At 43.7% G+C, this 25883-nt stretch carries 22 protein-coding genes; 17 read left to right on the top strand and 5 right to left on the bottom strand.

What is annotated here, in order from left to right; translation table 11 throughout:
• Positions 1–16: 16 nt before the first annotated feature.
• Positions 17–1567 (bottom strand): chromosomal replication initiator protein DnaA, encoded by a 1551-nt coding sequence (gene dnaA / locus B6N13_RS07685; protein ID WP_011977839.1) that lies wholly within the window; start codon positions 1565–1567, stop codon positions 17–19.
• Positions 1568–2079: 512 nt separating this feature from the next.
• Between dnaA and rpmH the strand changes: the two genes are divergently transcribed.
• The 15 genes from rpmH to B6N13_RS07605 all read left to right on the top strand — a co-directional run bounded on the left by rpmH (position 2080) and on the right by B6N13_RS07605 (position 21152).
• A complete protein-coding gene (gene rpmH / locus B6N13_RS07680; protein ID WP_012072147.1) occupies positions 2080–2214 on the top strand; it encodes a 50S ribosomal protein L34 in 135 nt (44 codons plus the stop codon).
• Positions 2215–2222: 8 nt separating this feature from the next.
• Positions 2223–2621, top strand: coding sequence for a ribonuclease P protein component (gene rnpA / locus B6N13_RS07675; RefSeq protein ID WP_012072146.1), 399 nt, complete (start codon positions 2223–2225; stop codon positions 2619–2621).
• A 94-nt stretch (positions 2622–2715) separates the two neighbouring features.
• Positions 2716–4371, top strand: a complete 1656-nt coding sequence (gene yidC, locus B6N13_RS07670; RefSeq protein ID WP_169459012.1) for a membrane protein insertase YidC — start codon at positions 2716–2718, stop codon at positions 4369–4371.
• Positions 4372–4506: 135 nt separating this feature from the next.
• Positions 4507–5886 (top strand): tRNA uridine-5-carboxymethylaminomethyl(34) synthesis GTPase MnmE, encoded by a 1380-nt coding sequence (mnmE, locus tag B6N13_RS07665; protein ID WP_012072144.1) that lies wholly within the window; start codon positions 4507–4509, stop codon positions 5884–5886.
• Between the two features lie 163 nt (positions 5887–6049).
• Entirely contained in the window at positions 6050–7210 is a 1161-nt protein-coding gene (locus B6N13_RS07660; protein WP_169459011.1) for a site-specific integrase, read from the top strand.
• 468 nt (positions 7211–7678) lie between these two features.
• Entirely contained in the window at positions 7679–8716 is a 1038-nt protein-coding gene (locus B6N13_RS07655) for a DUF4118 domain-containing protein (RefSeq protein ID WP_169459010.1), read from the top strand.
• On the top strand, positions 8709–10190 hold the full coding sequence (locus B6N13_RS07650) for a TrkH family potassium uptake protein (protein ID WP_248280261.1): 1482 nt from the start codon (positions 8709–8711) through the stop codon (positions 10188–10190). The genes B6N13_RS07655 and B6N13_RS07650 overlap by 8 nt, the downstream gene beginning before the upstream one ends.
• Positions 10191–10242: 52 nt before the next feature.
• Complete coding sequence (locus tag B6N13_RS07645) at positions 10243–11241, top strand: FAD:protein FMN transferase (protein WP_169459009.1); 999 nt, start codon at positions 10243–10245, stop codon at positions 11239–11241.
• A 517-nt stretch (positions 11242–11758) separates the two neighbouring features.
• Positions 11759–13483 carry a potassium-transporting ATPase subunit KdpA gene (gene kdpA / locus B6N13_RS07635; RefSeq protein ID WP_169459008.1) on the top strand — a complete coding sequence of 575 codons (1725 nt, stop codon included), beginning with the start codon at positions 11759–11761 and terminating at the stop codon, positions 13481–13483.
• 2 nt (positions 13484–13485) lie between these two features.
• On the top strand, positions 13486–15504 hold the full coding sequence (kdpB, locus tag B6N13_RS07630; RefSeq protein WP_169459007.1) for a potassium-transporting ATPase subunit KdpB: 2019 nt from the start codon (positions 13486–13488) through the stop codon (positions 15502–15504).
• A gap of 9 nt (positions 15505–15513) precedes the next feature.
• Entirely contained in the window at positions 15514–16113 is a 600-nt protein-coding gene (kdpC, locus tag B6N13_RS07625; RefSeq protein ID WP_169459006.1) for a potassium-transporting ATPase subunit KdpC, read from the top strand.
• Positions 16114–16147: 34 nt separating this feature from the next.
• On the top strand, positions 16148–16909 hold the full coding sequence (locus tag B6N13_RS07620) for a TorF family putative porin (protein WP_169459005.1): 762 nt from the start codon (positions 16148–16150) through the stop codon (positions 16907–16909).
• A gap of 2 nt (positions 16910–16911) precedes the next feature.
• A complete protein-coding gene (locus tag B6N13_RS07615; protein ID WP_169459004.1) occupies positions 16912–19572 on the top strand; it encodes a sensor histidine kinase KdpD in 2661 nt (886 codons plus the stop codon).
• Positions 19573–19621: 49 nt separating this feature from the next.
• The gene (locus B6N13_RS07610; protein WP_169459003.1) at positions 19622–20305 is read left to right on the top strand and encodes a response regulator; all 684 of its coding nucleotides are present in this window, start codon (positions 19622–19624) and stop codon (positions 20303–20305) included.
• A 370-nt stretch (positions 20306–20675) separates the two neighbouring features.
• Positions 20676–21152 carry a hypothetical protein gene (locus B6N13_RS07605; protein WP_169459002.1) on the top strand — a complete coding sequence of 159 codons (477 nt, stop codon included), beginning with the start codon at positions 20676–20678 and terminating at the stop codon, positions 21150–21152.
• A gap of 255 nt (positions 21153–21407) precedes the next feature.
• Here B6N13_RS07605 and B6N13_RS07600 read toward each other — a convergent pair whose 3' ends face one another.
• The 4 genes from B6N13_RS07600 to B6N13_RS07585 all read right to left on the bottom strand — a co-directional run bounded on the left by B6N13_RS07600 (position 21408) and on the right by B6N13_RS07585 (position 24024).
• Complete coding sequence (locus B6N13_RS07600) at positions 21408–21557, bottom strand: hypothetical protein (RefSeq protein ID WP_014611895.1); 150 nt, start codon at positions 21555–21557, stop codon at positions 21408–21410.
• 174 nt (positions 21558–21731) lie between these two features.
• Positions 21732–22076, bottom strand: coding sequence for a helix-turn-helix domain-containing protein (locus B6N13_RS07595; protein WP_169459001.1), 345 nt, complete (start codon positions 22074–22076; stop codon positions 21732–21734).
• A 61-nt stretch (positions 22077–22137) separates the two neighbouring features.
• The gene (locus tag B6N13_RS07590) at positions 22138–23814 is read right to left on the bottom strand and encodes a DUF927 domain-containing protein (RefSeq protein ID WP_169459000.1); all 1677 of its coding nucleotides are present in this window, start codon (positions 23812–23814) and stop codon (positions 22138–22140) included.
• Between the two features lie 12 nt (positions 23815–23826).
• Positions 23827–24024 (bottom strand): helix-turn-helix domain-containing protein, encoded by a 198-nt coding sequence (locus tag B6N13_RS07585; RefSeq protein WP_000147415.1) that lies wholly within the window; start codon positions 24022–24024, stop codon positions 23827–23829.
• Positions 24025–24556: 532 nt separating this feature from the next.
• On the opposite strand from B6N13_RS07585, the gene mobI reads away from it, so the two are divergent.
• Together mobI and B6N13_RS07575 are read left to right on the top strand one after the other, a co-directional pair.
• Entirely contained in the window at positions 24557–25132 is a 576-nt protein-coding gene (mobI, locus tag B6N13_RS07580) for a conjugative transfer protein MobI(A/C) (RefSeq protein WP_169458999.1), read from the top strand.
• Positions 25133–25191: 59 nt separating this feature from the next.
• Entirely contained in the window at positions 25192–25881 is a 690-nt protein-coding gene (locus B6N13_RS07575) for a DNA adenine methylase (protein ID WP_348981529.1), read from the top strand.
• Positions 25882–25883 lie beyond the last annotated feature (2 nt).

Raw genomic sequence — 25883 nt, 5'->3', positions numbered from 1 at the left:
TCAAAGTCTTAGACCATCAGGTGGTCAGAATTCGCATCAATTGTTTGTAGTCTTCACGAATATCAGAATCCGTATCTTGCAGTTCTTTAATCTTGCGAATCGCATGCAAGGCTGTCGTATGATCGCGGCCACCAAATGCATCGCCAATTTCTGGCAAGCTGTGGTTGGTCAATTCTTTTGCTAACGACATCGCCACTTGGCGAGGACGAGCAACAGATCGACTACGGCGTTTCGACAACAGATCACTGATCTTAATTTTGTAGTATTCCGCCACAATTCGCTGGATATTATCGATGTTTACCAGCTTATCTTGCAAGGCTAAAAGGTCTTTTAACGATTCGCGGACAAAATCTGGCGTAATCGCTCGTCCAGTAAAATGCGAGTTAGCGATAACACGTTTTAGCGCGCCTTCTAACTCACGTACGTTTGAACGTATTTTCTGAGCGATAAAGAATGCGGAATCATAAGATAACTTGATACCACTTTCATCTGCTTTACGCATCAAAATGGCGACTCGTGTTTCTAATTCCGGCGGTTCAATAGCAACCGTTAATCCCCAACCAAAACGCGACTTAAGACGATCTTCCAAGCCTTGGATCTCTTTAGGATAGCGGTCACAGGTCAAAATCATCTGCTGACCACCTTCTAACAAAGCATTAAAGGTGTGAAAAAACTCTTCTTGTGTACGGTCTTTACCGGCAAAAAACTGGATGTCATCAATTAATAAAGCATCAACAGAACGATAATAACGTTTAAAATCATTAATCGCGTTCAATTGTAGTGCTTTTACCATGTCAGCAACAAAACGCTCAGAATGCAGGTAAACCACCTTAGCATTCGGATTATGGCGCATCATTTCAGTACCGACGGCTTGCATTAAGTGAGTTTTACCCAAGCCAACCCCACCATATATAAAGAGAGGATTGTAAGCACCGCCCGGATTCTCAGCGACTTGCAATGCCGCAGCATGAGCCAACTGGTTGGATTTACCTTCGATGAAGTTATCAAAAGTAAACGAATTATTTAGATTCGCGCCGTGGTTAATACCACCTTCCACCTGTACTTTACGTTTGGGCGCAGTTAATGGCAGTTGGCCCTGTTCATAAGGTTCAAGCTCACCACGCAAGCCAGTACCGGACAAAGTCAATGGTGCTTCAAACTCAAGGTCAGCATTCGGGCTACCTTCTTCGTCATCCATTAAACCAAAACCCGGACGGTAGCCAGACTCTCTCGCCACTTCATTATTTAAAGGGTTAATAGCCGGTTCACTTGAAACCGGAGGAGGTGGAGGTGACATCTGATTCGCTTGGGCAAAATTTTGAGCTTTCACGGCCAGCTTTAAAGCCGGTGCAAGATCATCGCCAGCAAATTCAGACAATAATTCCTTTATGCGCGTTTGATATTTGTTACTCACCCAATCCAACACAAAACGGTTTGGTGCACTTAGGCACAATTCTCCATTCGGCAGCATTTCAGCCTGCAATGGACGAATCCAGGTGTTGAACTGAGATGTGGAAAACTCACTCTGCAAGCGCTGCAGACAAAGATTCCAATGCTCCAAAGACACTGTAGACGTACTCCCTGGTTGAGTGACAGACAAGGAGCGGATTTTACATCGGGCATTTAAAGTTATCCACATATAAATAGAAAAAAACTACATACGGCCTTAAATCGAAAAATGTTAATAACATGACAGGTTATACACAGGAGTAGATAAAACTTCACCCTTGTGCATAAACCACTCACTTATACACATGATAGAAACGATTTATTTTAATATTATACACAAGTGGAAAACTTTTTAACTTTTTGATTTTTATACACATAAATTAATAAAAAACCATCCTTGTGGATAAGATAATTTTATAAAATATTCTTTATCCACTAGTGAGGTAGAAGTCTGTGTGTAAGTGTTTAATGGATTGTGTAGCTATTTTTTTATTAATTAAGCTGTGCTAAGCATTGAATTTGCTGAGGAAAGGCTCTAAAATCCGCGCCCTGATTTGACCAATCAAATGTAGAGGCTTGGCGGTCGCTAACCCTCAAAACTCAAACACTGCATTCAGTGAGAGAATTAAGATGAAAAGAACTTTCCAACCTAGCGTTCTAAAACGCAAACGTAACCACGGTTTCCGTGCTCGTATGGCTACTAAAGGCGGACGTCAAGTTATCGCTCGTCGTCGTGCTCGTGGCCGCAAGGTTCTAAGCGCATAAGTACGCTGATGACCGAATATTGTTTTCCTCGGCATGTCAGACTTCTGAATGCCGGGGATTATCAATCTGTCTTTAACGACACCTCCTCCAAAGTATTTGCAGGCGAATTCCTTTTATTGGCACGAAAACGAGATGATGACCAAACTCGGTTGGGTCTTATTGTGTCTAAGAAAACGGATAAACGCGCGGTAGGCAGGAATCGTATCAAACGTTTGGTGCGTGATTCCTTCCGTCACCACAAAATTCCCCTTTCTGGCCTTGATATTGTCTTCTTAGCACGACATGGTATCAAAGAGCTGGAAAACGCCGATTTGCACAACCGACTCGATAAAGCATGGGATCAGTTGGCAAAAAAAGCCCTAAAACCCACTCAAAATAAAAAACGCGATCAATCTAGACAGAAATAGGCTGAAAAAACTGCCAAAGGCTGGTTTAATAGCGCGTGATTTTTATAAGGGTTCTGTGAACCTATTGTCCAACCAAACAAATTAGTTGAATACCATGGATTTCAGACGTTACTTTTTATGGGGTGCGCTTTTTATCAGTGGCTACCTACTGTTTTTACAGTGGAGCCAAGATTATGGTCCTCAGTCCACTCAAAGCGTAGCTCAAAGCACACAGTCTCAATCTGAGACAAACTCTCAAATGAGCGATGATTTGCCTATGGCAACTCAAAGCACAACCGAAGCCAATGCCGAAATTCCACAAAGTGTGACAAAAATCGCACCTGGGAAATTGATTGAAGTAACAACCGATACCCTTCGTGTTGCGATCAATCCAGTCGGTGGTGACTTAGTTGAAGCTGCTCTACTTCAATACAAAAAAGAATTAGGCCAGCCGGATCCATTTGTCATCTTAGAAGATGGCAGCGAGCGCACTTATGTGACTCAAAGTGGTTTAGTTGGACAAGATGGTCCAGACGCTTCTCCTGAGGGTCGTCCAGTTTACCAATCTGAAAAAACGGCTTACACCTTAGCTGATGGTGAAGATTCTCTTGATGTGAATCTGTACTACACAGATGCAAAAGGCGTTAAATACACGAAAACCTTCCGCTTTATGAAAGGTAAGTACCGTATTCGCCAATTGATCACGGTAGACAATACCTCATCAAACACTTGGCGCGGTAACCTGTTTGCACAAATCAAACGTGACAACACACCCGATCCAAGCAAAGCAACTAGCATGGGCTTACAGCCTTATCTAGGTGGCGCGATTTCTGATGAGCAAACGAAATACACCAAAGTTTCTTTCTCTGATATGAAAGAAGACCCAATCAAAACAACCACTACCAAAGGTTGGGTTGCGGTACTTCAACATTACTTTGTATCAGCTTGGATTCCTGAACAAGGTCAAAAAGTAACCTTGCAAGCTCGCACTAATGGTGACTTTAACATCATTGGTTTCACTGGCACATCAGTGGAAATTGCCCCAGGTAAACAAGGCACATTGAGCTCGACTTTCTATGTTGGTCCAAAACTACAAGATCACCTAGAAAGCACTGCCGAAAACCTAGACCTAACAGTCGATTACGGTTGGTTATGGTGGTTAGCTAAACCACTTTTCTGGTTGCTAACACTGATCCAATCTTTTGTTATCAACTGGGGGATTGCGATTATCCTGATCGTAGTTTGTGTAAAAGCGATTTTCTTCAAGCTATCAGCTGCAAGCTACCGTTCAATGGCGAAAATGCGCAAATTCGGACCTGAAATAGCCAAGCTGAAAGAAAAGTATGGCGATGATCGTCAGAAAATGTCGCAAGAAATGATGGCCCTGTACAAGAAAGAGAAAATCAACCCATTAGGGGGTTGTTTGCCTATCTTGGTTCAGATGCCAGTATTCCTTTCGTTGTACTGGGTATTGATGGAATCCGTTGAATTGCGCCATGCGCCTTTCTTCCTATGGATTCACGATCTATCTGTAATGGATCCGTACTTCATACTGCCAATTTTAATGGGTATCAGTATGTTTGTTCAGCAATCGCTTAACCCGACACCGCCAGATCCGATGCAAGCTCGAATCATGAAGATCATGCCAGTGGCATTCTCTATCTTCTTCTTGTGGTTCCCGGCTGGTTTGGTACTTTACTGGGTAACAAACAACACCCTATCCATATTACAACAGTATGTGATTACCAAACGCATCGAAAACGAAGCTTAAGACTCAAACCTAAGCCCAAGTTTCAATTAAAAAGGCTTCCCGTTGGGAGGCCTTTTTTACGTTTAGATTGCCATACTCGCCTTGCTAACGGACAATAACGAACACTTCTACTTATTTTTCGCACAGAGTTTGATTATGACTGATTTCCAATACGCCACAGACCAAGACACGATTGCCGCCCAAGCCACCGCTCCTGGCCGAGGTGGCGTAGGGATCATTCGTTTATCAGGCCCTAAAAGCCTTGCCATTGCGAAGCAGATCATCGGCTTTGAGCCCAAACCTCGTTATGCCCATTACGTGCCTTTCAAAACGACAGGTCAAGAACAACTCGACGAAGGCATCGCCTTGTATTTTCCCGGGCCAAATTCCTTTACTGGTGAAGATGTTTTTGAGTTACAAGGCCACGGCGGTCCCGTTATTATGGACATGCTACTGAGCCATTGCGTAGCGCTTGGGGCACGTTTAGCTCGTCCAGGCGAGTTTTCTGAACGTGCATTCATGAACGACAAAATGGACTTAACTCAAGCGGAAGCCATTGCCGATTTGATCGACAGTACATCAGAGCAAGCCGCTAAATGCGCATTGCGATCTCTGCAAGGCGCTTTCTCAAAACGCGTTGATGAGTTAGTCGAAGCCTTGATTCATCTGCGTATTTACGTGGAAGCCGCGATTGATTTTCCAGAAGAGGAAATCGACTTCATTGGTGACGGTAAAGTCGCTGCGGAATTGGCTGGCATTCAAGCGAAACTAGCAGAAGTCCTCAAAGAAGCGAACCAAGGCGCCTTGATTCGCGAAGGCATGAATGTGGTTATAGCAGGGCGTCCAAATGCCGGCAAATCCAGCTTGTTAAACGCACTATCAGGGAAAGAGTCCGCTATTGTCACCAACATAGAAGGCACGACTCGAGACGTGTTGCGCGAGCATATCCACCTTGACGGCATGCCGCTACACATTATCGACACAGCTGGTTTGCGTGATAGCCCTGACGAAGTAGAGCGCATTGGTATTCAGCGCGCATGGGACGAAATCAGCAAAGCAGATCGCATTCTCATGATGGTCGACAGCCAATCCATTGATTCAAAAGATCCTAATGAGATTTGGCCAGAGTTTATGGAAAAGCTTGGCGACACTAAACACCTGACTTTGGTACGTAACAAAGTCGACTTAACCAAAGAAGGCACTGGAATAGAAACTGTCTCAGGCGTTCCTGTAGTGTCTCTATCGGCAAAAACAGGCGAGGGCGTTACTGATTTAACTGAACACCTAAAAGCCGTCATGGGCTTCGACAGCACGACTGAAGGGGGGTTTATCGCTCGTCGTCGTCACATAGAAGCGCTGAACAAAGCCAACCGCTTCTTAGATGCAGGTAACGAACAACTACACGGCTATGGCGCAGGAGAATTACTCGCTGAAGATCTCAAAGAAGCCCAACAAGCCCTAAGCGAAATCACCGGCGCCTTCACCAGCGACGACTTGCTAGGGCGCATCTTCGGCTCGTTTTGTATTGGGAAGTAAAATAGTAAAACGCATCAAACCAAATCAAAACAACATTATGATTTTAAAATAATTTTGTTTTATTGGGTGGGAAGCAATTTGAAGGGTTTTGTCGATTCTTGCGCCACGTGTGCGCCACAGATAAATTCTGGCGCACATTTGGCGCACAAGATGAGAAAAACCAATGAAAATCAGCATACATAAACGAGATCCAGATAAGAATGGCCAACGCGCTATCAGGCTTGTGTACTATTACGGTTCAAAGACCTCGGAAGACGGCTCAAGAGCTCAGAAACGCTCATATGAGACGTTAAACCTGTTCCTCTACGCCAAGCCCAAAAACGCAGTTGAACGCGAACACAACAAAACCACATTGCAAAAAGCTGAGGCCATTCGAGCCAAGCGTCTACTGGAAATGGAATCAGCCAAACACGGCTTAGATGACCGCACAAAACTCAATGCCAGCTTCTTTGACTACTTCGACCAAATTACAGCGAGTAAAGCATCCGGTAGCAAATCCAACTACTCAATTTGGGTTTCTGCGGGCATCCATCTCCACCGTTATCACCGCCACGCAGAACTCACTTTTGAACAGGTAGATAAATACTTTTTGGAAGGGTTCCGCCATTACCTACAGCATGAGGCAATGACAAAATCAGATACCGGCCTCTCCAGGAATACCGCCTGTAGCTACTTCAATAAAATCCGAGCTGCGCTCAACCAAGCGCAACGAGACCGAATAATCAGAGATAACCCTGTTGAACAAGTCAAATCCATCAAAGCAGAGAGGACACAGCGCACTTACCTCACTCTGGAGGAGGTAAAGGCCCTTACCAAGGCAGAATGCCGTTACGATGTACTACGGAGAGCATTTCTGTTCTCCTGCACAACAGGACTTCGCTGGTCAGACATTCATAAGCTGGTTTGGGGTGAAATTGAACTGTTTGCTCAAGGGCACTACCGAATCATATTTTCCCAGATAAAGCTAAAAAACTCAGGAAATGGTCTGCAATATCTCGACTTACCGGATTCTGCTGTGCGTCTACTCAACTTGGAGAACAAGGGGAAACCGACTGAACGGGTTTTTAAGGGTTTACGCTACGACAGCTACAGCAACGTCGCGCTAGTGCAGTGGGCCATACGTGCAGGAATCACCAAACACGTTACTTTTCACGCAGGCCGTCACACCTTTGCTGTAAACCAGCTTGCCCGTGGTCTGGACATCTATTCCCTCTCCAGATTACTTGGCCATAGTGAGCTCAGAACAACAGAAATCTACGCGGATATTCTAGAAACCCGCCGCACAGAGGCCATGCGGACTTTTCCGGATATCTTCGATGAATAATCAGACTCAAATATTTTTCGCTGCAAAAAAAGAATAGGTGGTGGTGAATAATAAAGATCGATAACAAGTATTAAAGAATAATACAAAGATAGCAGCGAACTCTATCGAGTACGCTGTCATTTTTTAATTTAAAATGCTCCAAAGCGAGTCAGAACATGATAATTTAAATGTACTAAGATAATTTTTTCGCATTAAATTCCCTAAAATATAACCTCCAATTAAGAAAACCATTTCACCACCTTTAGGGATGCCCACAACAACCTTAAGATGTTTTAGCGGGCTTTGTAATAAAATCATGCGTTCAATTATAGACTTAAATCGTACATGGTAGCTTATTCGTTTTCACCCTAAGCTTTTGTTTTAAATGTTTATTTCGTTTGTCTCTAAAAGATTTTACGCTTTTTTTACACGTATTAATCGCATTCAACTGTTACTGTGAGGGTATGTATAACAAAAAGACGTGTTTTGATGGGCAGAGCAAATAAAATTAAGTCTTTTATTAGATTGTCCTTTATTCTAGGGCTCGCGCTTGCGATTTGTTTTCCCTTAGACCACTTGATGGCATCATCTACAGCGATTCTTCTTGTACTTCAACTTGCTGTTATCATGATTTCGTTTCAGTGTGGTACTCAATACGCGTACATGGCGGCATTTTTAGTTGCGGTTAGTTTTAATTTTTTATTTACTCACCCTCGATATTCTCTCCATGTAATACATGCTACTGATATTATAAATCTGACTGTTTTCATTCTTGTTGCATTAATTGCAAGTAAACTTGCCGACCATTATAAAAACCAGCAAAGGTCATTGGAGCAAGTTCAACTCCGTAACCGCATACTACTATCGGTTTCACATGATTTTAGAACACCTTTGGCGACTATTATTGGTACGTTAACAACACTAAAGGCATACAGAGAAAAACTCTCAGAGGTTCAAGTCAGGGAGTTGCTTGATAGCGCCATAATGGAAAGTCATCGTCTTCACCAGTATATAGAAAATTTACTGCAAGCAACGAAAATACAGTATGGAATATTACAGTTTAAGAAGGTTGAATTGTCGATTGCACAAGTCATCTATCGAGTCATTGAACGTTTTCCTGATAGTCGGCACCGAATTTTATTCGAAAATAATAATTCCATACCTTTGCTGATGATTAGTCAGAATCTAATCGAACAGGCAGTATTTAATATTATAGATAATGCATTGCGATATTCTCCATGCGATAAAAATGTAAGTGTGACTGTTTATTGCATAAATAACAGCGTGTTTATTGATATTTATGATGAGAGTACTGCACTTACAATCGAACAATCTAAGTGCATTTTTGAGTTATTTTATTCCACTCAGGCTTTGAATCAAAATGATAGTGGAATGGGCTTGGGGTTTGCTGTGGCAAAGGGAATTATCAAAGCTCATCGAGGCACGATAGAAGCCATTCCTGATGGTACAGGTTGCCAATATAGGATCACGTTACCGCTAGAACAAGAAGGACATTGGAATGATTGATGCGAATCGAATGAATCAAACTAGCTCTCGGTTTAATACAATAATTCATTTGTGTAGCTTTTTGATAGTGATATACAGCTTTACTATGTTGATGCCAATAGCTGTTTCTCTTTTTTATAAGGATGGCTATATCACTCCATTTTTAACGACGTTTTTACTTTCCCTTACGATTGGTTTTTCCGGCTGGAGGATGACAAGTAAGGAAGATAAAAATCTGCAAAAGCGTGATGGTTTCATGGTTGCTTGTTTGTTTTGGCTGATATTCTCCTTAATGAGTGCATTACCTTTTCTTCTTGATAGGCGGTTGGATTTAAGCTTAACCGATGCCATGTTTGAAGGGGTATCAGGAATAACTACCACTGGCGCTTCTATTTTTTCAGATATTGATGGTCTGCCAAAATCCATTTTATTCTATCGTGCGCAGCTCAATTTTCTCGGTGGTTTAGGAATTATTGTATTGGCAGTAGCTATTATGCCATTCCTTGGTATCGGTGGCGCAAAATTGTATCAATCTGAGATGCCTGGCCCCATGAAAGAAGAGAAGATGACTCCTCGTCTTGCTGATACTGCTAGAAATTTGTGGGGGCTTTATAGCGTGCTAGCTTTAGGCTGCGCTGTTGCTTATAAACTTGCTGGGATGAATTGGTTTGATGCAATATGCCATAGTTTATCAACAGTTTCATTAGGTGGATTTTCTACTCATAGTGACAGTTTGGGATATTATAACAGTGCTGGTATAGAGCTCGTTGGCGGTGTTTTTTCAATACTTGCTGCAATAAACTTTGCTCTATATTACATCGTCTTAGTGCGGAGAAGTATAAAACCTATTTGGAATAATGCAGAGGTTAGGTTTTTTATTCTCATATTATCTATTGTTGTTGCAATTGCTTGTATGGAGCTGGCTCGTACCCAAACCTTCGATATCCAAGATTCACTGGTTCATGGTTTTTTTCAAACTGTTTCAGTTATGACTGATAATGGATTAGGTTCTGCGGGTTATCCGAATTGGCCTAGCCATATCGTACTTTTACTTTTAGGTGCGAGCTTTTTTGGAGGATGCTTTGGCTCTACCTGTGGGGGCATTAAAGCCGTCAGATTTTTACTCTTGTATCGTCAAGGGAGCCGCGAAATCCATCAATTGATCCATCCCAATGCCATTTTAACGACGAAGATAAGTGGCCAAGTCGTTTCTGATAGAGTAATTCGTTCAGTATGGGGCTTATTTTTCCTCTATATCTTTTTTACTTGCGTTTTTGTATGGGGATTAGTCGCAATTGGGCATGATTTTGTCACCGCTTTTGGAACTGTAGCCGCGTGTATTAATAATATGGGGATTGGTTACGGTGATACTGCATCTGGATTTGGCACTTTAAAAGATGCGGCCAAATGGCTGATGTGTGTGGCTATGCTTTTTGGACGATTAGAAATATTTCCAGTATTGATTATTTTCTCTCGGGCATTTTGGCGATTTTAAACCTAATTTTAGTTCACGGCTATTATGCCGAATTGATTGGAAGGATCATTAAATGAAGTGGCTATTAACATTTATATTACTCATTATGCTGGAAGGATGTCAGAACCCTCCAAATTACGTCAAATTAGAAGGCCTTGCACAGGGTACTAGTTGGCATGTTACATTTTGGAGCAAAGAGAATATTAATAATGCTGAGATTAATCGTGAGATTGATCAGCAATTAGCAGAAATAGATCTTCATATGTCTACTTATCGTCCTGATTCAGTTATCTCTCGTTTTAACACTATGAACTCTACTATGGCAGTAGGGGATGATATTTTAGGACTTATCCAGATAGCTAAAGACGTGACTAAGAAAACTGATGGTTGCTATGATTTAACCATCAAACCATTATTCGATTTGTGGGGATTCACCAATAACCAACTAACCATACCGACAGAAAGTGCGCTTCAACAGACATTAACCTATGTGGGCCTACACCATTTAACCATTGCTAATCAAACGTTGAGTAAAGATTCACCTGAAGTACACCTTGATTTGTCATCGATTGGACAGGGGTACAGTGTTGGCAAAGTTGCAGATGTGCTAAAGCGATACAATATCGATAATTACTTAGTGGAGATTGGCGGCGAAATGGTCGTGCACGGTACTAAACTTGATGGCTCTGCTTGGAAAATTGCGATTGAAAAACCGCTTCCTGAACAACGTACAATGCAAAAAGTTTTACTTATTGATTTCCCTCAAGCGATCATGACTTCTGGCACATATCGTCATTATTTTGATCATCAAGGGCAGCGTTATTCACATATTATTGATGCTCGAACTGGCAAGCCCGTAACACACAACACGGTATCTGTAACTGTGTTAGCAAGCGATCCTTCTTGGGCTGATGCTTGGTCAACTGCCCTGTTATGTTTAGGAAGCCAAGAAGGGATAGCTGTCGCAAATGGTAATGGAATAAAAGCATTATTTATTGATGATAATAAAGGCGTGCTTAAAGAAATTAAGACGGATAGCTATAAAAAAATGAAAAATATAGAGCTCAACTAACCTAAGATATAATGAAGTTTTCATAATGTGCGAGCGCTCATTATGCTGAATGCTAAGTGTATTAAATAAGTGAACGTCGTCCAATGCCAGTTAGTATCTCTAGCTGGCTTTTTATTTAACTTTTACAGTTAATCCTATGGTTGTAGTCGCATTATTTTCGCAGTATATGACGATTTTATTGGCCTCCTCAAATTTAGCGTAACACTATGTAAATTATGGTTAAAGTTACAAGTTTATTTTCATCTAATGAATCTGTTACTTAGTCATCCGCAAGATTCACCTGTTTTGCATGTTGCTAATCACGTTGGCTCTCTGAGTATTTATGATTTTTACGTATTCTTTACGGGATTAGTCATTTGAGCTCTAGAGACTTTACGCCGTTAATTCATATATTTGTGCTGTTACTCACTTTCTTAAGGACAAATTATATGGACTGGATATTTCTAATACTTTCCATAGCACTTTTCATTTACTTAGCAGTGGCAATGTTTGCCCCTAATAAGTTTTAGGAGTCGTTATGTTTGAAATTACCCTTATTTTTACTACTGCGCTTGGGCTCGCATGGTTGTTGGGATCATATATGACAGGGATTTTCTCTGGTCAGTCCCATTTTTCAGATCGTTTATTTAATCCCATTGAAAAGTGGGTTTATCGGGCAATCGGTGTAAATGCCAATTCGGGGATGACATGGAAATCCTACGGTGCGGCTTTTCTTATCAGTAACTTAGTGCTTGGAATTTTGGCGTTCCTTATCCTTAAATTCCAACATCTGTTGCCACTAAATCCTGATGGTATAGGGCCATTATCTTGGGATCTGGCTTTGCACACTGCGGTGTCATTCCTCACCAATACCAATCAACAGCACTATTCTGGGCAGGCTCAGCTCAGTTATCTATCCCAAGGATTTTTAATTGTCACGCTGCAATTTGTCACTCCAGCCATGGCGCTGGCGGTTTGTGTGGCGATTTTGCGGGGAATGTTAGGCGGGTTGAATAATGACAGCGCCAAAGAAGGCGAGGCTCGAAATCTGGGTAACTATTATGTTGACCTAGTGCGCGGTGTACTCAGACTTATGCTGCCATTAGCGGCTATTGTTGCGCTATTGCTCACTTGGCAAGGCGTACCGAGTAGTTTTGATGGTGCGCAAAAAGTGAATACCTTAGATTCTGCATCGCCTATCACTGAGCAAATTGTTCCGATCGGCCCCGTCGCATCTATGGTGGCCATCAAGCAGTTAGGCACTAATGGTGGCGGGTGGTATGGCCCCAACAGTAGTAACCCGCTTGAAAACCCAACGCCAGTAAGTAATGCAATCGAGACCATTGCCTTAGTGCTGATCCCTATGGCCGTCGTCTTTATGGCTGGCGGAATGTTAAGACGCAAAAAATTTACCCTGATGGCTCTGGTTGCTATGGGCCTATTGAGCGTCAGTTTTCTGGGGGCGACAGTGTACAGCGAGTTGCAACCTAACGCCGCCTTTGCGGGATTAAGCGCCCAAGGGCCGAATATGGAGGGGAAAGAAGTTCGCTTTGGACCTGAGCTTTCGGCGCTATGGGCTTCTTTTACCACGCAAACCTCTAACGGTTCGGTCAATGCCATGCACGATTCCTTCAATCCAATAGGGGGATTGATGACGCGATCAGGCATGTTACTCAATGCGATATGGGGCGGTATTGGCTGCGGTTTTGTTAACTTTATCGTTTATGTGTGGATTGCTGTGTTCTTATCGGGATTGATGATTGGCCGTACGCCAGAGATATTTGGTCGTAAGCTCGAAACCCGTGAAATCACCCTTTTGGGAAGTCTATTAGTTTTACCTACCTTGTGCGTCTTAGGTTTGACGGCGATCACTGTGGCTATTCCGAGTATTACGGGCAACAGCAACCCCGGCTTTCACGGGATTTCGCAAGTCTTTTACGAATACACCTCCGCTTTTGCTAATAACGGTTCGGGTTTTGAAGGTTTAGGTGATAACACGCCTTGGTGGAATATCAGCTGCGTTATCGCCTTACTGCTTGGTCGATACCTGCCACTGTTTTTACCGCTGGCGATTGCGGGGATGATGTCGAGTAAAAGGGTTAGCCCCGACAGTAACGCGAGCCTTAAGCTTGAAAGTCCCACCTTCTGTTTCACCCTCATTGCCGTGATTTTGATCATTAACTTCCTATCTTTCTTACCTGCGGCAGTATTAGGGCCTATTGGCGAAGCATTACAACTTGCCACTATGAGTCTGGAGAAATAGTCATGCATAAACCTGCTCAAATATTAGATAGCGCCGGCGTGAAGCAAGCTGCCTTTGGTGCTGTAAAAAAAATGTCCTTAGTGAGCATGGCTGGTAACCCAGTGATGTTTGTGGTCCTCGTTGGTGCTTTGCTCGCTGGACTGATCACCGTGCAAAGGTTCCTTAACGGAGATACCGTCGGTTTTGAGTTAGCCACGACCCTTATCCTTTTGCTTACTGTGTGGTTTTCTAACTTTGCTGAATCTGTGGCAGAGGCAAAAGGTCGCGGGCAAGCGGCCAGTTTAAAGTCTGCAAAAGAGGCATTACAAGCTAGGCGAATACGCCATGGTGAGTTGGAGTTAATATCCGCCACTCAGCTTGCTAAAGGCGATAAGGTGAAGGTTTTACAGGGTGACTATATTCCTGCCGATGGTGAAATCATCGAAGGGATAGCCACTATCAACGAATCGGCGATTACCGGTGAATCTGCGGCTGTGCTGCGCGAAGCTGGCACAGACCATTCCGGTGTGATTGGCGGCACTAAGGTACTTACGGGTGAAATTACCGTGCTGGTTGCGAATGATCCCGGTAATAGCTTTTTAGACCGAATGATAGGGCTCGTCGAAGGGGCTAAACGCCAAAAGACACCGAACGAAACGGCGTTAACCGTACTACTTGCGTCATTAACTGCGGTTTTCCTACTCGTGGTGGTTACTTTGCCGCCGCTAGCAAGTTTTGTTGGTGCAAGCCTTGATTACACTATGTTAATTGCACTGTTAGTGTGTTTGATCCCAACCACGATTGGTGGCTTGTTACCCGCTATTGGTATTGCAGGTATGAACCGCGCCTTAGCCGCCAATGTGGTCGCGAAGTCTGGTAAAGCCGTGGAAGTTGCCGGCGATATCGATACGTTACTGCTAGATAAAACGGGCACTATTACTTTTGGTGATCGCCAAGCAACTGCGTTTTTACCCGTGAAAGGCATTGCACCTGAGATGCTGCGTGATGCGGCAGTGCTTTCCTCGCTAGATGACCCCACCCCTGAAGGGAAATCTGTACTCAAATTGGCTGTTGATTTGGGAGCGGTATTACCTGTTAAGCCTACGGATGCGACTTTTATTCCTTTTACGCCAGAGACTCGGGTTTCTGGGGTGATTTTAAAGGATGGTATTCAAGGCATAAAAGGCGCGGGCGATGCGATGCAGTTTTGGGCGCAGCAGCATCAAATGCAATGGCCTGAATCTGTTAACGCGCTTATCCGTAAAGTGGCTTTGCAGGGGGGAACTCCCTTAGTCGTCGCCAGTGGCACGCACATTTTAGGGGTTATAGCCTTAAGTGACGTGATTAAGCCAGGCGTTGCGGAGCGGTTTGCCCGTTTAAGAGCGCTCGGTGTGCGGACCATCATGGTGACAGGGGATAATCCGCTAACGGCTGGCGTGATTGCCGCCGAAGCTGGGGTCGATGATTTTGTCGCTGAAGCTAAACCTGAGGATAAACTTGCCCTTATTCGCGCAGAGCAGGCCAAAGGTCGATTAGTGGCTATGGTAGGGGATGGCACTAACGATGCGCCAGCATTAGCGCAGGCCGATGTGGGTCTTGCGATGAACTCGGGTACCCAAGCTGCTAAAGAAGCTGGCAACATGGTGGATTTGGATTCAGATCCCACTAAATTACTGGCTATCGTTGAAGTCGGAAAACAATTGCTGATCACCCGCGGCGCCTTGACTACATTTTCCCTTTCTAATGATGTGGCTAAGTATTTTGCCATTATTCCTGCGGTATTTGCGGGGGCTTTGCCTGCGATTGGCGCACTGGATCTGATGCAGCTTCACAGCCCAACCTCAGCCGTACTCGCAGCGCTCGTATTTAACGCTCTTATCATTCCCGCCTTAATTCCATTGGCATTAAAAGGCATCAAGCTCAGACCCATAAGTGCAGAAAAATTACTGCGAAATAACATGCTGATTTATGGCTTGGGTGGGGTGATTTTACCCTTTGTCGGCATTAAAGCGCTCGACTCAATCATTGCACTTATGCTCTAGGAGACAGTAATGAATTCAATCGTATATCCCACTAAAACCCAGCATGCCGTTATGGGGTTGAGAGCCAGTCTCGCCCTGTTATTTGTGTGTGGCGTTGTCTATACCGGCACTGTGACTCAGCTCGGTGGCGCTTTATTTCCCGTTCAAGCTAAGGGCAGTGTGATCCACAGGGATAATGTCGCGATGGGTTCTGAGTTCATCGCTCAGCCCTTTGTTAATCCAGCCTATTTTTATAGTCGGCCGAGCGCTGTCGGTTACGATCCTATGGCGACCGGTGGTAGTAACCTTGCGCCGAGTAACCCGGCGCTACGTGAACGTGTGATGGCAACGAGCCAAGAAATCCAAGCCAGAGAATCTGTTCAGGCCGCTGATATCCCAGTCGATTTACTCGCTACATCGGGGGCGGGACTGGATCCTCATATTTCACCCGCTGCAGCCAAACTGCAAGTCGCACGCGTGGCTCAGGCTCGACAGTTAGCCGAACCACAAGTGTTGACCTTAGTGGCGCAATTTATCGAACCACCGCAGTGGGGCATTTTTGGGCAAGAGCGCGTCAATGTGCTCAAGCTCAACCTCGCTCTCGACCAGATTGCTAAACACGCTCAATAAAACAATATTCTACTGAATTTAAGGATAAATTTTTATGTTACCGATTAAGTCTGCTCCTTGTTCGCGCCTCTGTGCGGGTGTGATGATGGCATTATCTTCACTATCGATGGGCGCGCTTGCCAGCACTGAGACTCATGGGGGCAATGCCTCTTGGCAGAGTCAAGGGAGTGTGATGCTCATCAGTGATTATGCGTTTCGCGGTATTTCTCAAACTGATGAAGGACCTGCAGTTCAAGCAGGATATACCTTAAGTCATGATTCTGGCTGGTATGGCTCGCTTTGGGGCAGTAACATCGAATTTGGGGATGGAAGTTTAGAACTCGACTTGTCCGCTGGCTGGGCAAAGGATTGGGATAATGGCTTAACAACGGACCTAGGCGTGATACGTTACCAATACTCGCAGGACGATACAGACCTGAGTTATAACGAAATTTATGCTGTGGTAAGCTACGCCGATGCTAAGCTAGGGCTGGTTTATTCTCCTGATTATTTTGGCGAGAATGTGGACGATTTTCAGTATGTTTACGCCAGTTATGAGCCGCAACTGTTCTCTAACGTAAGCCTAGTACTGCATCTTGGGAGCAATTTTTTTGCTTCTCAGCAAGATATGGCACTGTTTTTAGGTTCTATGGCCGCAAGCAATAGCCACTATTTAGATTGGCGAGTTGGGGTGAACCTCAATGTGACTGAGCAGGATGTGTTGAGTGTTGGTTATGTCGATACGGATTTATCGCAGAGTCAGTGCCAGTCCCTGTGTGATGCGCGCTGGATAGTGAGTCTTTCAAGGAGTTTCTAATCGTGGTACCAATCAGTCAAACACAGCAAGCCAATGCGCTCTTAAGTCAGATACAGCAAAATGATAAAGGTAAACTGACGGTTTTTCTTGGGGCGGCACCTGGCGTAGGCAAGACTTATTCAATGCTCAGTGCTGCAAGGGAAATAGCTCAACAAGGTGTAGATTTGCTGGTTGGACTGGTTGAAACCCATGGTCGTGCCGATACCGAGGCTATGTTAGCGGGTTTTGAGGTATTGGCGCGTAAACCCATTGATTATCATAATAATCGTTTAACGGAATTTGATTTAGATGCGGCGCTGCTTCGCAAGCCGAAGCTCATCTTGGTCGATGAATTGGCCCATACGAATATCCCCGGTAGCCGCCATAAACGGCGCTACCAAGATGTCGCTGAATTATTAGCTGCAGGAATAGATGTCTATACCACAGTTAATATTCAGCATTTGGTCAGTTTGAATGATCTGGTGTTGCAGATTACTCAAGTGCGGGTACGGGAGACCGTACCTGATCGCTTCCTTGATGAAGCCCATGAAATTATATTTGTCGATTTACCGCCATCAACACTCATCGAACGCTTGCAGCAAGGCAAAGTTTATCTGCCGGAGTATGCTCGCTCAGCCTTGGATGCTTTTTTTTCGGTATCGAATTTGACGGCTCTGCGCGAACTGGCAATGAAAAAAGTCATAGAGCGAGTCGATGCAAAACTGATTTGTGAGCTCGATGCAAAAGCGCAGGGAACCGATTTTGTTCTTAAAGACAGATTGTTGGTTTTAGTGAGCAATAACAGTGATCATCAATACTTGATCCGCATTGGTCGGCAGATTGCTGAGCGGCGGCAAATTCCATGGTTAGTGCTGTGGGTTGATACCGGCAAAGCGCTGGGGCTTTATCAGAGAAAAAGGCTAAATGAGGCCTTTGCCTTAGCTAAAGAACTTGGTGCGCAGACCGAAGTATTACGCGGCACAAGCAGTTATCAGGCCATTTTACCTTACGTTGCACTACATCGAATTAACACTGTATTGGTCGGCGCTGGCGTGAAACGCACCTATCCTTGGTGGCGTAAAAGGCTGTACCAACGTTTGATCGAATCCGGTTTACCTGTTGAAGTCAGTGTATATCACGCTCCCGACAACCAAGTACAAGTACGAGATCCCATTACGCCTAAAGCCAGTTTTGGTGATTTACGGGGCCATCTCTTAGGGCTAATTGGTGTTGTGGTTATTTTTCCGATTGTGGCATTTATAGATGCTTGGCTCAGCAATGGCAATCTCGTGCTCTTGTATGTTTTCTTGATAGTTGGTATTGGCTTAACCTATGGAGCTAGGCCTGCTATGGCAACTGCGGTGTGGTCATTTTTTAGCTTTAATTTCTTTCTTACAGACCCCAAATTTACATTTAATGTTAATAGCCAAGATGACATCGCCACCTTAATTTTTTTAGTTTGTATAGGGCTCATCAGTGGTCCAGCTGCCTCCAGAATTAGACATCAGTTTATTTTATTACGTGAATCAAATCGTTATGCAGAAACGTTAAAGGATGTTGCCCAAGAATTATCAGTTGCTGATGATGAAAAAGCCCTTTGGCAAGCGATAGGGCGCAAGATTGCGGCTTCAGTTAATGCCGATTGTTATATTGTCCTACAACATAAAGATGGTCAGCGGTCCTATTTACCCATACTTAATACGCCATTCAATGATCTCGATTTAGCCGCCATTGATTGGACGTTACGGCATGGGCAAGCAGCGGGGCGTTTGAGTGATACCTTGAGTGCTTCGGGTGTGAGTGTGTTCCCTATTGAACTTGAAGGGACGACGATTGGCGCGGCGATTTTAGATTGGCAACCCACAGTCAACGAACTCAGTCCGTTTGATCGAGAGCTTATTCTGGCAATGTTACAGCAAGGCGCAAATACTTGGCGGCGTATTCAGTTGGTGTCAGATTTAGAATCTGCACGGGTAAAAACTGAGATAGAGCAATTACGTTCAGCATTATTATCGTCAGTATCCCACGATCTAAAATCGCCACTCTCAGCCATGATGGGGGCAGCGGAGAGCCTCAAGTTACTGAATAAGCAATTGCTAGAATCTGATCGCAACGAGTTACTCGATACTATCTTGCAGGAAAGTCGGCGTTTAGACAGTTATATTCAAAATTTACTCGATATGACTCGCCTTGGTCATGGCACTTTGAGTATTGAGCGTGATTGGGTTTCGGCAGATGACATTATTGGCAGTGTACTCGGTAGACTCAAACGCTATTTTCCTAGGGCTATCGTTGAATACCATAGGGAAAAAGAACCACCACTCCTATTTGTCCATGCGGCGCTAATTGAACAAGGATTATTTAACATTCTTGAAAATGCTGTTCGATTTTCACCACCAGAAGAGCCTATTAGTATTGAATTATCCATCTCAAATCATCGCTGTTGTATTGCAATAGAAGACAGAGGGCCGGGGATCCCTGCAAGTCATAGGGATCAAATTTTCGATATGTTTTATGTGGTTGCCGATGGAGATCAGAAGAAACAGAACACGGGTATGGGGCTGGCTATTTGTAAAGGCATGATAGCTGCACACGGCGGGAGTGTTCGCGTTACCGATTGCCTACAGGGGCAAGGCACTCGTTTTGAAGTTGAATTGCCGTTAGACTATCCCGTTCCTGGCTAATCATTTTTAGCCAAAATATCTTTAATAAACCACAGAATGGACTAGATACGTGGCAATAAAAATCGTGGTTATCGATGATGAGACCCAAATTCGCCGTATGTTGCGTATAGCCCTCACTAGTGAAGGCTATGACGTTACTGAAGCAGAAAATGGTCAGCAAGGACTTGCAGCTGTTGCTCGCCAGCAACCTGAATTAGTCATTTTGGATTTAGGCTTGCCGGATATGGAAGGGCATCAAGTGCTACAAGAGTTGCGGGGATGGTCCGACGTTGCTGTGATTGTATTGTCGGTTCGCAATCAAGATAGAGAAAAAGTGGCAGCATTAGATGCAGGCGCGCAGGATTACGTGACTAAACCCTTTAGCGTTGAAGAGTTACTGGCTAGAGTGCGGGCAATTTTAAGGGATCATATCAAACCTGAAAAACTCCCTATATTAGATGACGGTAAATTACAGATTGATTTAAGTCGTCGGTTAGTAAAAGTTGATAACCAAGTTGTCGAACTCACACCGAAGGAATATGCAGTATTGTCTAAACTGGCCTCATCACCCAATTGTGTGGTTACTCAGACTCAATTGCTTAAGGAGATATGGGGGCCAGGTCATATAGAGGATACTCATTACTTGAGAATTGTGGTCAGCCACTTAAGGCAAAAGCTAGGCGACTCTCCCAGTGAGCCCAAATATGTACGAACTGAGCCTGGAGTTGGCTATCGTTTATATGTCGATCTATAAATATTTCCCGATAAACACATTATTCTTACTAACATAGAACTGCAAACAATTGTCTATTTTTTAACGAGCGTTATCCCAACGCTTTTTAGCACTTGACCTGTGAATCGTAATCATACGAACAACTCGCCCAATAAATTCTTATCGATTAACCCTGCTATTAGCGCTTTATCAGGAGATATCGAAACCGGATAGGTATACGATCATATTAAAACTTAATTGGTTTTGAAGTCAGTTCTTGTGCGATCCACCTCAATCGAATAAGAATAAAAATAAAAAAATTAAAATCAAAGCATTAAGATTTTAAAAGGTTGGATGATAGATTTGAGAAAACACGCATACGTACTAATGCAATGTATGTGTAAGGAGTCAAATGGAAGACATGACTAAACTAGCAAGAAGTTTTAGAGAAGCTATAGAAGTCAGTAATATAGCTGAAGAATTGCCGATTTTTGAAGATTTCCCCAAAAATTGCTGTGAGCATACGTCTGTGTTTTTGGGGTTTTATGTCAATCTCAAATTCCCAGATTTAGAAATTGATGTGATTAGTGGTCGCAACGAATCGATCCATGGCATCGAATACCACTTATGGTTGGAAATAAGTGGTAAAGTTTTTGATCTCACACTTGATCAATTTGATGAATACCACAAGCCAATATATTGTGAAAAATCACATCCAATAGCAAGAATATTTATTGAAGAAAATAGAGTCCCAATTGAGAGCTATATGCCGTATTACTTCGACAAAGTACTCGAAATACCACGTTTTTCAAAAGCAATATCTTCTGTCGTTTGTAAGCTCAATATGTTAGTTGAAAATACGCATAACAAATCATTTAATCAGGACTAAAAACATTGAGCTTTTTCGCTGCGATTCATTTTAACTCAATATTTTTTGACTTTTTATGAAGCGCACCCCATAGAAATTTTAATCCGACAGTCACGAATTCGAACTGAAAACCTAACTCGCTTTTGTCCCACAATGTTTCGACTAGTCTGAAACTTTATTCCTCTCCTACACGTTTTCGCAGCCAAACGAATAAGTCTTTTCAAAGCCAAAATAAAGGGCACATCAACGGTGCCCTCCATCAACCACATAAGATCGTTAGTTTTTACAGCCGTTCTTATCACATGTGATTTTCTCATGGGAATTAACCCAATGATCTGCATTTTTCTTCGTATCTGTGCCGCAGCCAGTAGTGCCGCCTTTAGCACCGCTGTGTACTACACCTGTTGGAGTATGTTTGACAGACATATTTACCGTCCATAGTTAATGATGTGTTTTTGATAGCGCGTAAGCACATTAAGACTTAGTCATTAAAACCTAATCTGTCAATTTAAATAGCAACCGTTACATGTCACAGTTAGAGAACGTGACATGTAACGCATCTAATGATTAATTTTTACTTTCAGCAGCTTAAATAGCTACTCAATATCTCCGACCATAAAATTTTCGGTTAGCAACTAGATGATCAGCAGCGGCTTTATCAATCTCATCAGAAGACGCCACACGATTACTCTGCAACCAAGCCAATATATCGGCTCGCCTGAAGAACACCCGATTACCATTAGGTTTGAAGAATGGGAGCTTGCGTTCATGGGTCAGCCGGTACAAAGTGCTTTTCTTTAACCCCGTCAGCTCAGCACATTCCTCAACTGTGAGGATTTCCTTTGTTGTGTCAGGACGTTGCTCGTTTTTGATATGATCGGTAATCAGTTTTTTAAGCAATGACATATCCATCAGCATGCGCTGAAGCATCTCTTTTTCAGTCATGTTGATACTCTCCTACACTGCCAAGTTAAAGTGGGATAAACGGGAAACTGGGAACACTAAGCTAGTCGTCATGTTCAACCCTCTCTAAATCTTCAAGGTGGCGCCTAACTTGGTCTGGTTTGAGCGCAAAAAAACGTTGAAACTCACCATTAATCCGCGTCTTATAGGTTCCCCTAGAGCGCTCGTTCGTTACCAAGCAACCGCGTTGCAGCAAGATTTCCACTTCTCGCATATAGTGGGTGGGAAGCTCAAGTTTTTGCAGGAAATGTGTTTTGTTGATAAGCCACAATTCGCATCCATCCAGTGAACGGCGGTAACCAGGCATTCCCTTGCCTGAATCCTGATCAATTTCACCGATATTGCGTTCCCAGTTGCGCATCGCTTTTTCCAATGACCGAAGTAGCCTAAACTCTTCGGAATTCCTAGAATGCCCACGATTAGCGAGCCAAGCACTAAGGACTTTATGTACCGCATCGAGTGACTCTTCCTCAGACCACGGCAAGATGAAATTTCGACTAGCGAGGCATAGTGCAGTACCAATCAGTGCAAATCGTCTAACGACTCGCTGTACTTGAGAGGCCATTGAGTCGCTTGTCCAAGCGTTGCTAAGACGACCTATTTCATAACTGAGGTAGCGGCTAAGCTCATTATGCTGCCCTGTAAGTAGCGATAACCACTCTCGGATTACTGTGCCATGAAAGCACTGACAAGACATTTTAAGCTCATCAACAAATTGTTGAGCGCTCTTACGGTCATGTAATTCATCGAAAGCGCCATGTATACCAAAAATTGGGATCTCCACCAGTCGTATCTGCTGACCAGCCCTAAGTGGCTTACCTATCTGCTGAAGTAATTCGGCAATCCAAACTTCCCCGCTACTGAGCACCAGCGTTCGCCATTGTGACGTCGCGGCCAACTCTCCTGACACGTTAGCGCGCAGTTTTCCTGAACCATTCATGATCTGATAAATGGCGGTATCAACGTCTTCAGGGCGAGCCATTCCTATCTCATCCAACGTCAGCAACATGTCGTTATGCTCCGACGAAACAGCCGCTAATCCATTGCTTGTCGAGATCCAGCTACGTCTATAGCTATCGCTGCCATATAAGCTTGCCGCAATCTGCAACAAAGTTGTTTTACCGGCGGAAGAAGCGCCAACGAAATGAAAGGCTCCGTTTTCCATGCCCGCTGGCGCGAGTAACGGTGCGGCCAACCCAGTTCCTACACAAAAAATAGCCAGCGGATTCCCACTGCACAGCTTTCCAACATGGTTTTGCCAATCACTCAAATCCCCAGACTCTTCTAACAACGCTGAACCGGATAGCTGACCCACGAAATGATGGGGTTCATCAGCAGTTCCAATAGTCCAATTGCTTGTGGCAAATATGGGCCCGTGCCAGCCAGTGCGATTCACCACAGTTGCCGGAGCAGCAAGAGCCATCTGCTCTATTAGAAAATGTTGAAGCCGACTCCAACTTGACTGACCTGGAGTTAAGGGATAACCGGTATCAACCAACATATCCCTGATCTGGCGGGCGTTATCGCTGTTAAGATCACGGGCATAGACAACTTCACGTAGCATTACTCCATCGAAGTTCAGCCATTCCAGCAAAGCCCCATGCCCGTGCCGTTTGTCAGTTAAACGAGTACGAGCCAAAACCTGAATCCAACCGCCTATTCGCAGCCAGCGATCAGAGGACAAGCAATAGAGCCCATCATCCTGCAACTTATATTGCATCACTAACCCCCATCACAAATCACTCAACCATGCGGCAATATCGCTGTACCTAAACCGCACAGAGCGACCATTGGGATTAGGTTTTATTGGAGGAGGAAAGCGTCCATCTCGCACGTAGCGACGAAGTGTCGCCTGCGAGGTTTGCAAAACGTCACACACTTCTGCATAAGTTAGTAACCGTTCTTCTTTAGGTTGGTTATTACCCGTCATGATGGCTCCTGTTTATTCTCTAGATTGCAGGAGTAATCATCTCGAAAAAGGCTAGCTAAACAGACCGCTGGAACTGCCCTTTTTTGGAACTTCAACAATAAATTTCAAGACGCTGATATTTAATGATATTTATTCAACATATAGATTAAAAACAGCCTCTGAAGAGCAAAAAGCTAAGCCATTAATGAGTTGGCCGACATTACCGTATCAATTTGTGCGCCAGTGAATACCCAGAGAAAAACTTTCACATGTGAAAGTTTAGAGACCTGACGATTTACACTGAACAAAGCTAGGTCCCCCATAAAAAGTGGAATCGTTTGGATTAGGTCTTTTGAAGAAGATAGTGGTTGTATGGAATAAACCTGCCTAGGTCCCCCATCAGATAATTATCTGGAAAGGAATTGGCAGGGTCTTTTTGGTCAAAACGTAACAACAAAAGACCTAAGCGCCCAAAAAAGGCATAAAGACAGGCGATGAATTAGATCATGAGACAATAGACTCAATCTGTATTCACGACACAGAGGATAATTCTATGACTGACACTTCGAATCCATTTACGACTTTGGAAAAACAAATTACTGCTTGGAATACTTTTGTCTCAAGCGATGACGAGAAGATAGATCACGACGAGGCAATGCTTTTCACCCATTTGTCATCACAACAGTATTTACGTTACGTACACAAGTCTGTTGAGCTGGAACAACTGCGTTATTACTACGTAGCACGCCGGATTTCAGATCTATTTTGGCAACATAACAAAGCTCATCGAGGTAAGGAAACACCCGGTTATCCAGGACACTACGGCTGTAGAGTACGACTACGAGATAGAAAGTTTGAAATGTACTGGTTCTACAATGAATTCACTCGTAAAAGAGGAGCTGATGGCTATAACGTCATCAGCCATTATCTGTCTCGTGGCGACCACTATCGCTATTTACGCTCAACTTTTTCCCTAGCTCAAGACTGGGAAAAGCCAGTCATCGAATTCGTTGAAGACAACTTTGCCGTCATCCGCAGAGCTAACGCTAACCTGATGCGCGTTAGGCAACTTTGCAACTGGAATAATAAAAATCTAATTGAAAAGATTGAATATTCTAATAGAACCTAGGAGTTTAGTAACAAAGATAGTATATAAATGGTGTATTGACATCATCGTCATTTTTGACGATGATGTATCACATGAGATATCCAGGCGGAAAAGGTAAGTGCTATCAGCACTTGATCAATCTGATGCCTCCACATCAGACTTATATAGAATCCCATCTTGGCGGGGGCGCTGTTATGCGCAACAAAAAAGCTGCCCTGCGGAATATTGGTTTAGACCTTGATCCAAAGGTTATAAAGCTTTGGAAAACGGAGTTTCCAGATTTATGCGAACTCTACCAAGTTGATGCTATTGTGTTTCTAGAAGAGTATTCCTTTGAGGGTCATGAGTTAGTGTATGTCGATCCCCCTTACCTATCGGAAACACGCAGGAGGAAGAAGGTCTATCGCTGTGACTATACAGAAAAAGACCACATCCGCTTACTAAAGTGCTTAATTGCATTGCCTTGTAAAGTAATGCTTTCTGGATATGACAATGACCTTTATAACCGCGTACTCGTTGGATGGCAAAAGGTGAACTTTCCTGCTAAGACTCATGTAGAAGTTCGTACTGAAACTATTTGGATGAACTTTGAACCTATTGGTCGTTTGCACGACAGTCGCTATTTAGGCGGAACATTTCGTGAAAGACAAACAATTCAACGGCGACAAGAAAGACTTCGAACTCGTATCAATAACTTAAATCCAATTGAACGGCATGAGTTACTGGAATGGATGCAGGAACACTACGGTAATGCTGAGGAGGTCGCCTAATG

This window comes from Marinomonas sp. UCMA 3892, assembly GCF_012726345.1.
Lineage (GTDB): Bacteria > Pseudomonadota > Gammaproteobacteria > Pseudomonadales > Marinomonadaceae > Marinomonas.
This window is presented reverse-complemented; position numbering and strand designations above follow the sequence as displayed.

Excerpts from the sequence above, each read along its gene's own strand:
- rpmH (WP_012072147.1), top strand. The coding sequence starts at position 2,080 with ATGAAAAGAACTTTCCAACCTAGCGTTCTAAAACGCAAACGTAACCAC.
- rnpA (WP_012072146.1), top strand. The coding sequence starts at position 2,223 with ATGACCGAATATTGTTTTCCTCGGCATGTCAGACTTCTGAATGCCGGG.
- yidC (WP_169459012.1), top strand. The coding sequence starts at position 2,716 with ATGGATTTCAGACGTTACTTTTTATGGGGTGCGCTTTTTATCAGTGGC.
- mnmE (WP_012072144.1), top strand. The coding sequence starts at position 4,507 with ATGACTGATTTCCAATACGCCACAGACCAAGACACGATTGCCGCCCAA.
- B6N13_RS07660 (WP_169459011.1), top strand. The coding sequence starts at position 6,050 with ATGAAAATCAGCATACATAAACGAGATCCAGATAAGAATGGCCAACGC.
- B6N13_RS07655 (WP_169459010.1), top strand. The coding sequence starts at position 7,679 with ATGGGCAGAGCAAATAAAATTAAGTCTTTTATTAGATTGTCCTTTATT.
- B6N13_RS07650 (WP_248280261.1), top strand. The coding sequence starts at position 8,709 with ATGATTGATGCGAATCGAATGAATCAAACTAGCTCTCGGTTTAATACA.
- B6N13_RS07645 (WP_169459009.1), top strand. The coding sequence starts at position 10,243 with ATGAAGTGGCTATTAACATTTATATTACTCATTATGCTGGAAGGATGT.
- kdpA (WP_169459008.1), top strand. The coding sequence starts at position 11,759 with ATGTTTGAAATTACCCTTATTTTTACTACTGCGCTTGGGCTCGCATGG.
- kdpB (WP_169459007.1), top strand. The coding sequence starts at position 13,486 with ATGCATAAACCTGCTCAAATATTAGATAGCGCCGGCGTGAAGCAAGCT.
- kdpC (WP_169459006.1), top strand. The coding sequence starts at position 15,514 with ATGAATTCAATCGTATATCCCACTAAAACCCAGCATGCCGTTATGGGG.
- B6N13_RS07620 (WP_169459005.1), top strand. The coding sequence starts at position 16,148 with ATGTTACCGATTAAGTCTGCTCCTTGTTCGCGCCTCTGTGCGGGTGTG.
- B6N13_RS07605 (WP_169459002.1), top strand. The coding sequence starts at position 20,676 with ATGGAAGACATGACTAAACTAGCAAGAAGTTTTAGAGAAGCTATAGAA.
- B6N13_RS07600 (WP_014611895.1), bottom strand. The coding sequence starts at position 21,557 with ATGTCTGTCAAACATACTCCAACAGGTGTAGTACACAGCGGTGCTAAA.
- B6N13_RS07595 (WP_169459001.1), bottom strand. The coding sequence starts at position 22,076 with ATGACTGAAAAAGAGATGCTTCAGCGCATGCTGATGGATATGTCATTG.
- B6N13_RS07590 (WP_169459000.1), bottom strand. The coding sequence starts at position 23,814 with ATGCAATATAAGTTGCAGGATGATGGGCTCTATTGCTTGTCCTCTGAT.
- B6N13_RS07585 (WP_000147415.1), bottom strand. The coding sequence starts at position 24,024 with ATGACGGGTAATAACCAACCTAAAGAAGAACGGTTACTAACTTATGCA.
- mobI (WP_169458999.1), top strand. The coding sequence starts at position 24,557 with ATGACTGACACTTCGAATCCATTTACGACTTTGGAAAAACAAATTACT.
- B6N13_RS07575 (WP_348981529.1), top strand. The coding sequence starts at position 25,192 with ATGATGTATCACATGAGATATCCAGGCGGAAAAGGTAAGTGCTATCAG.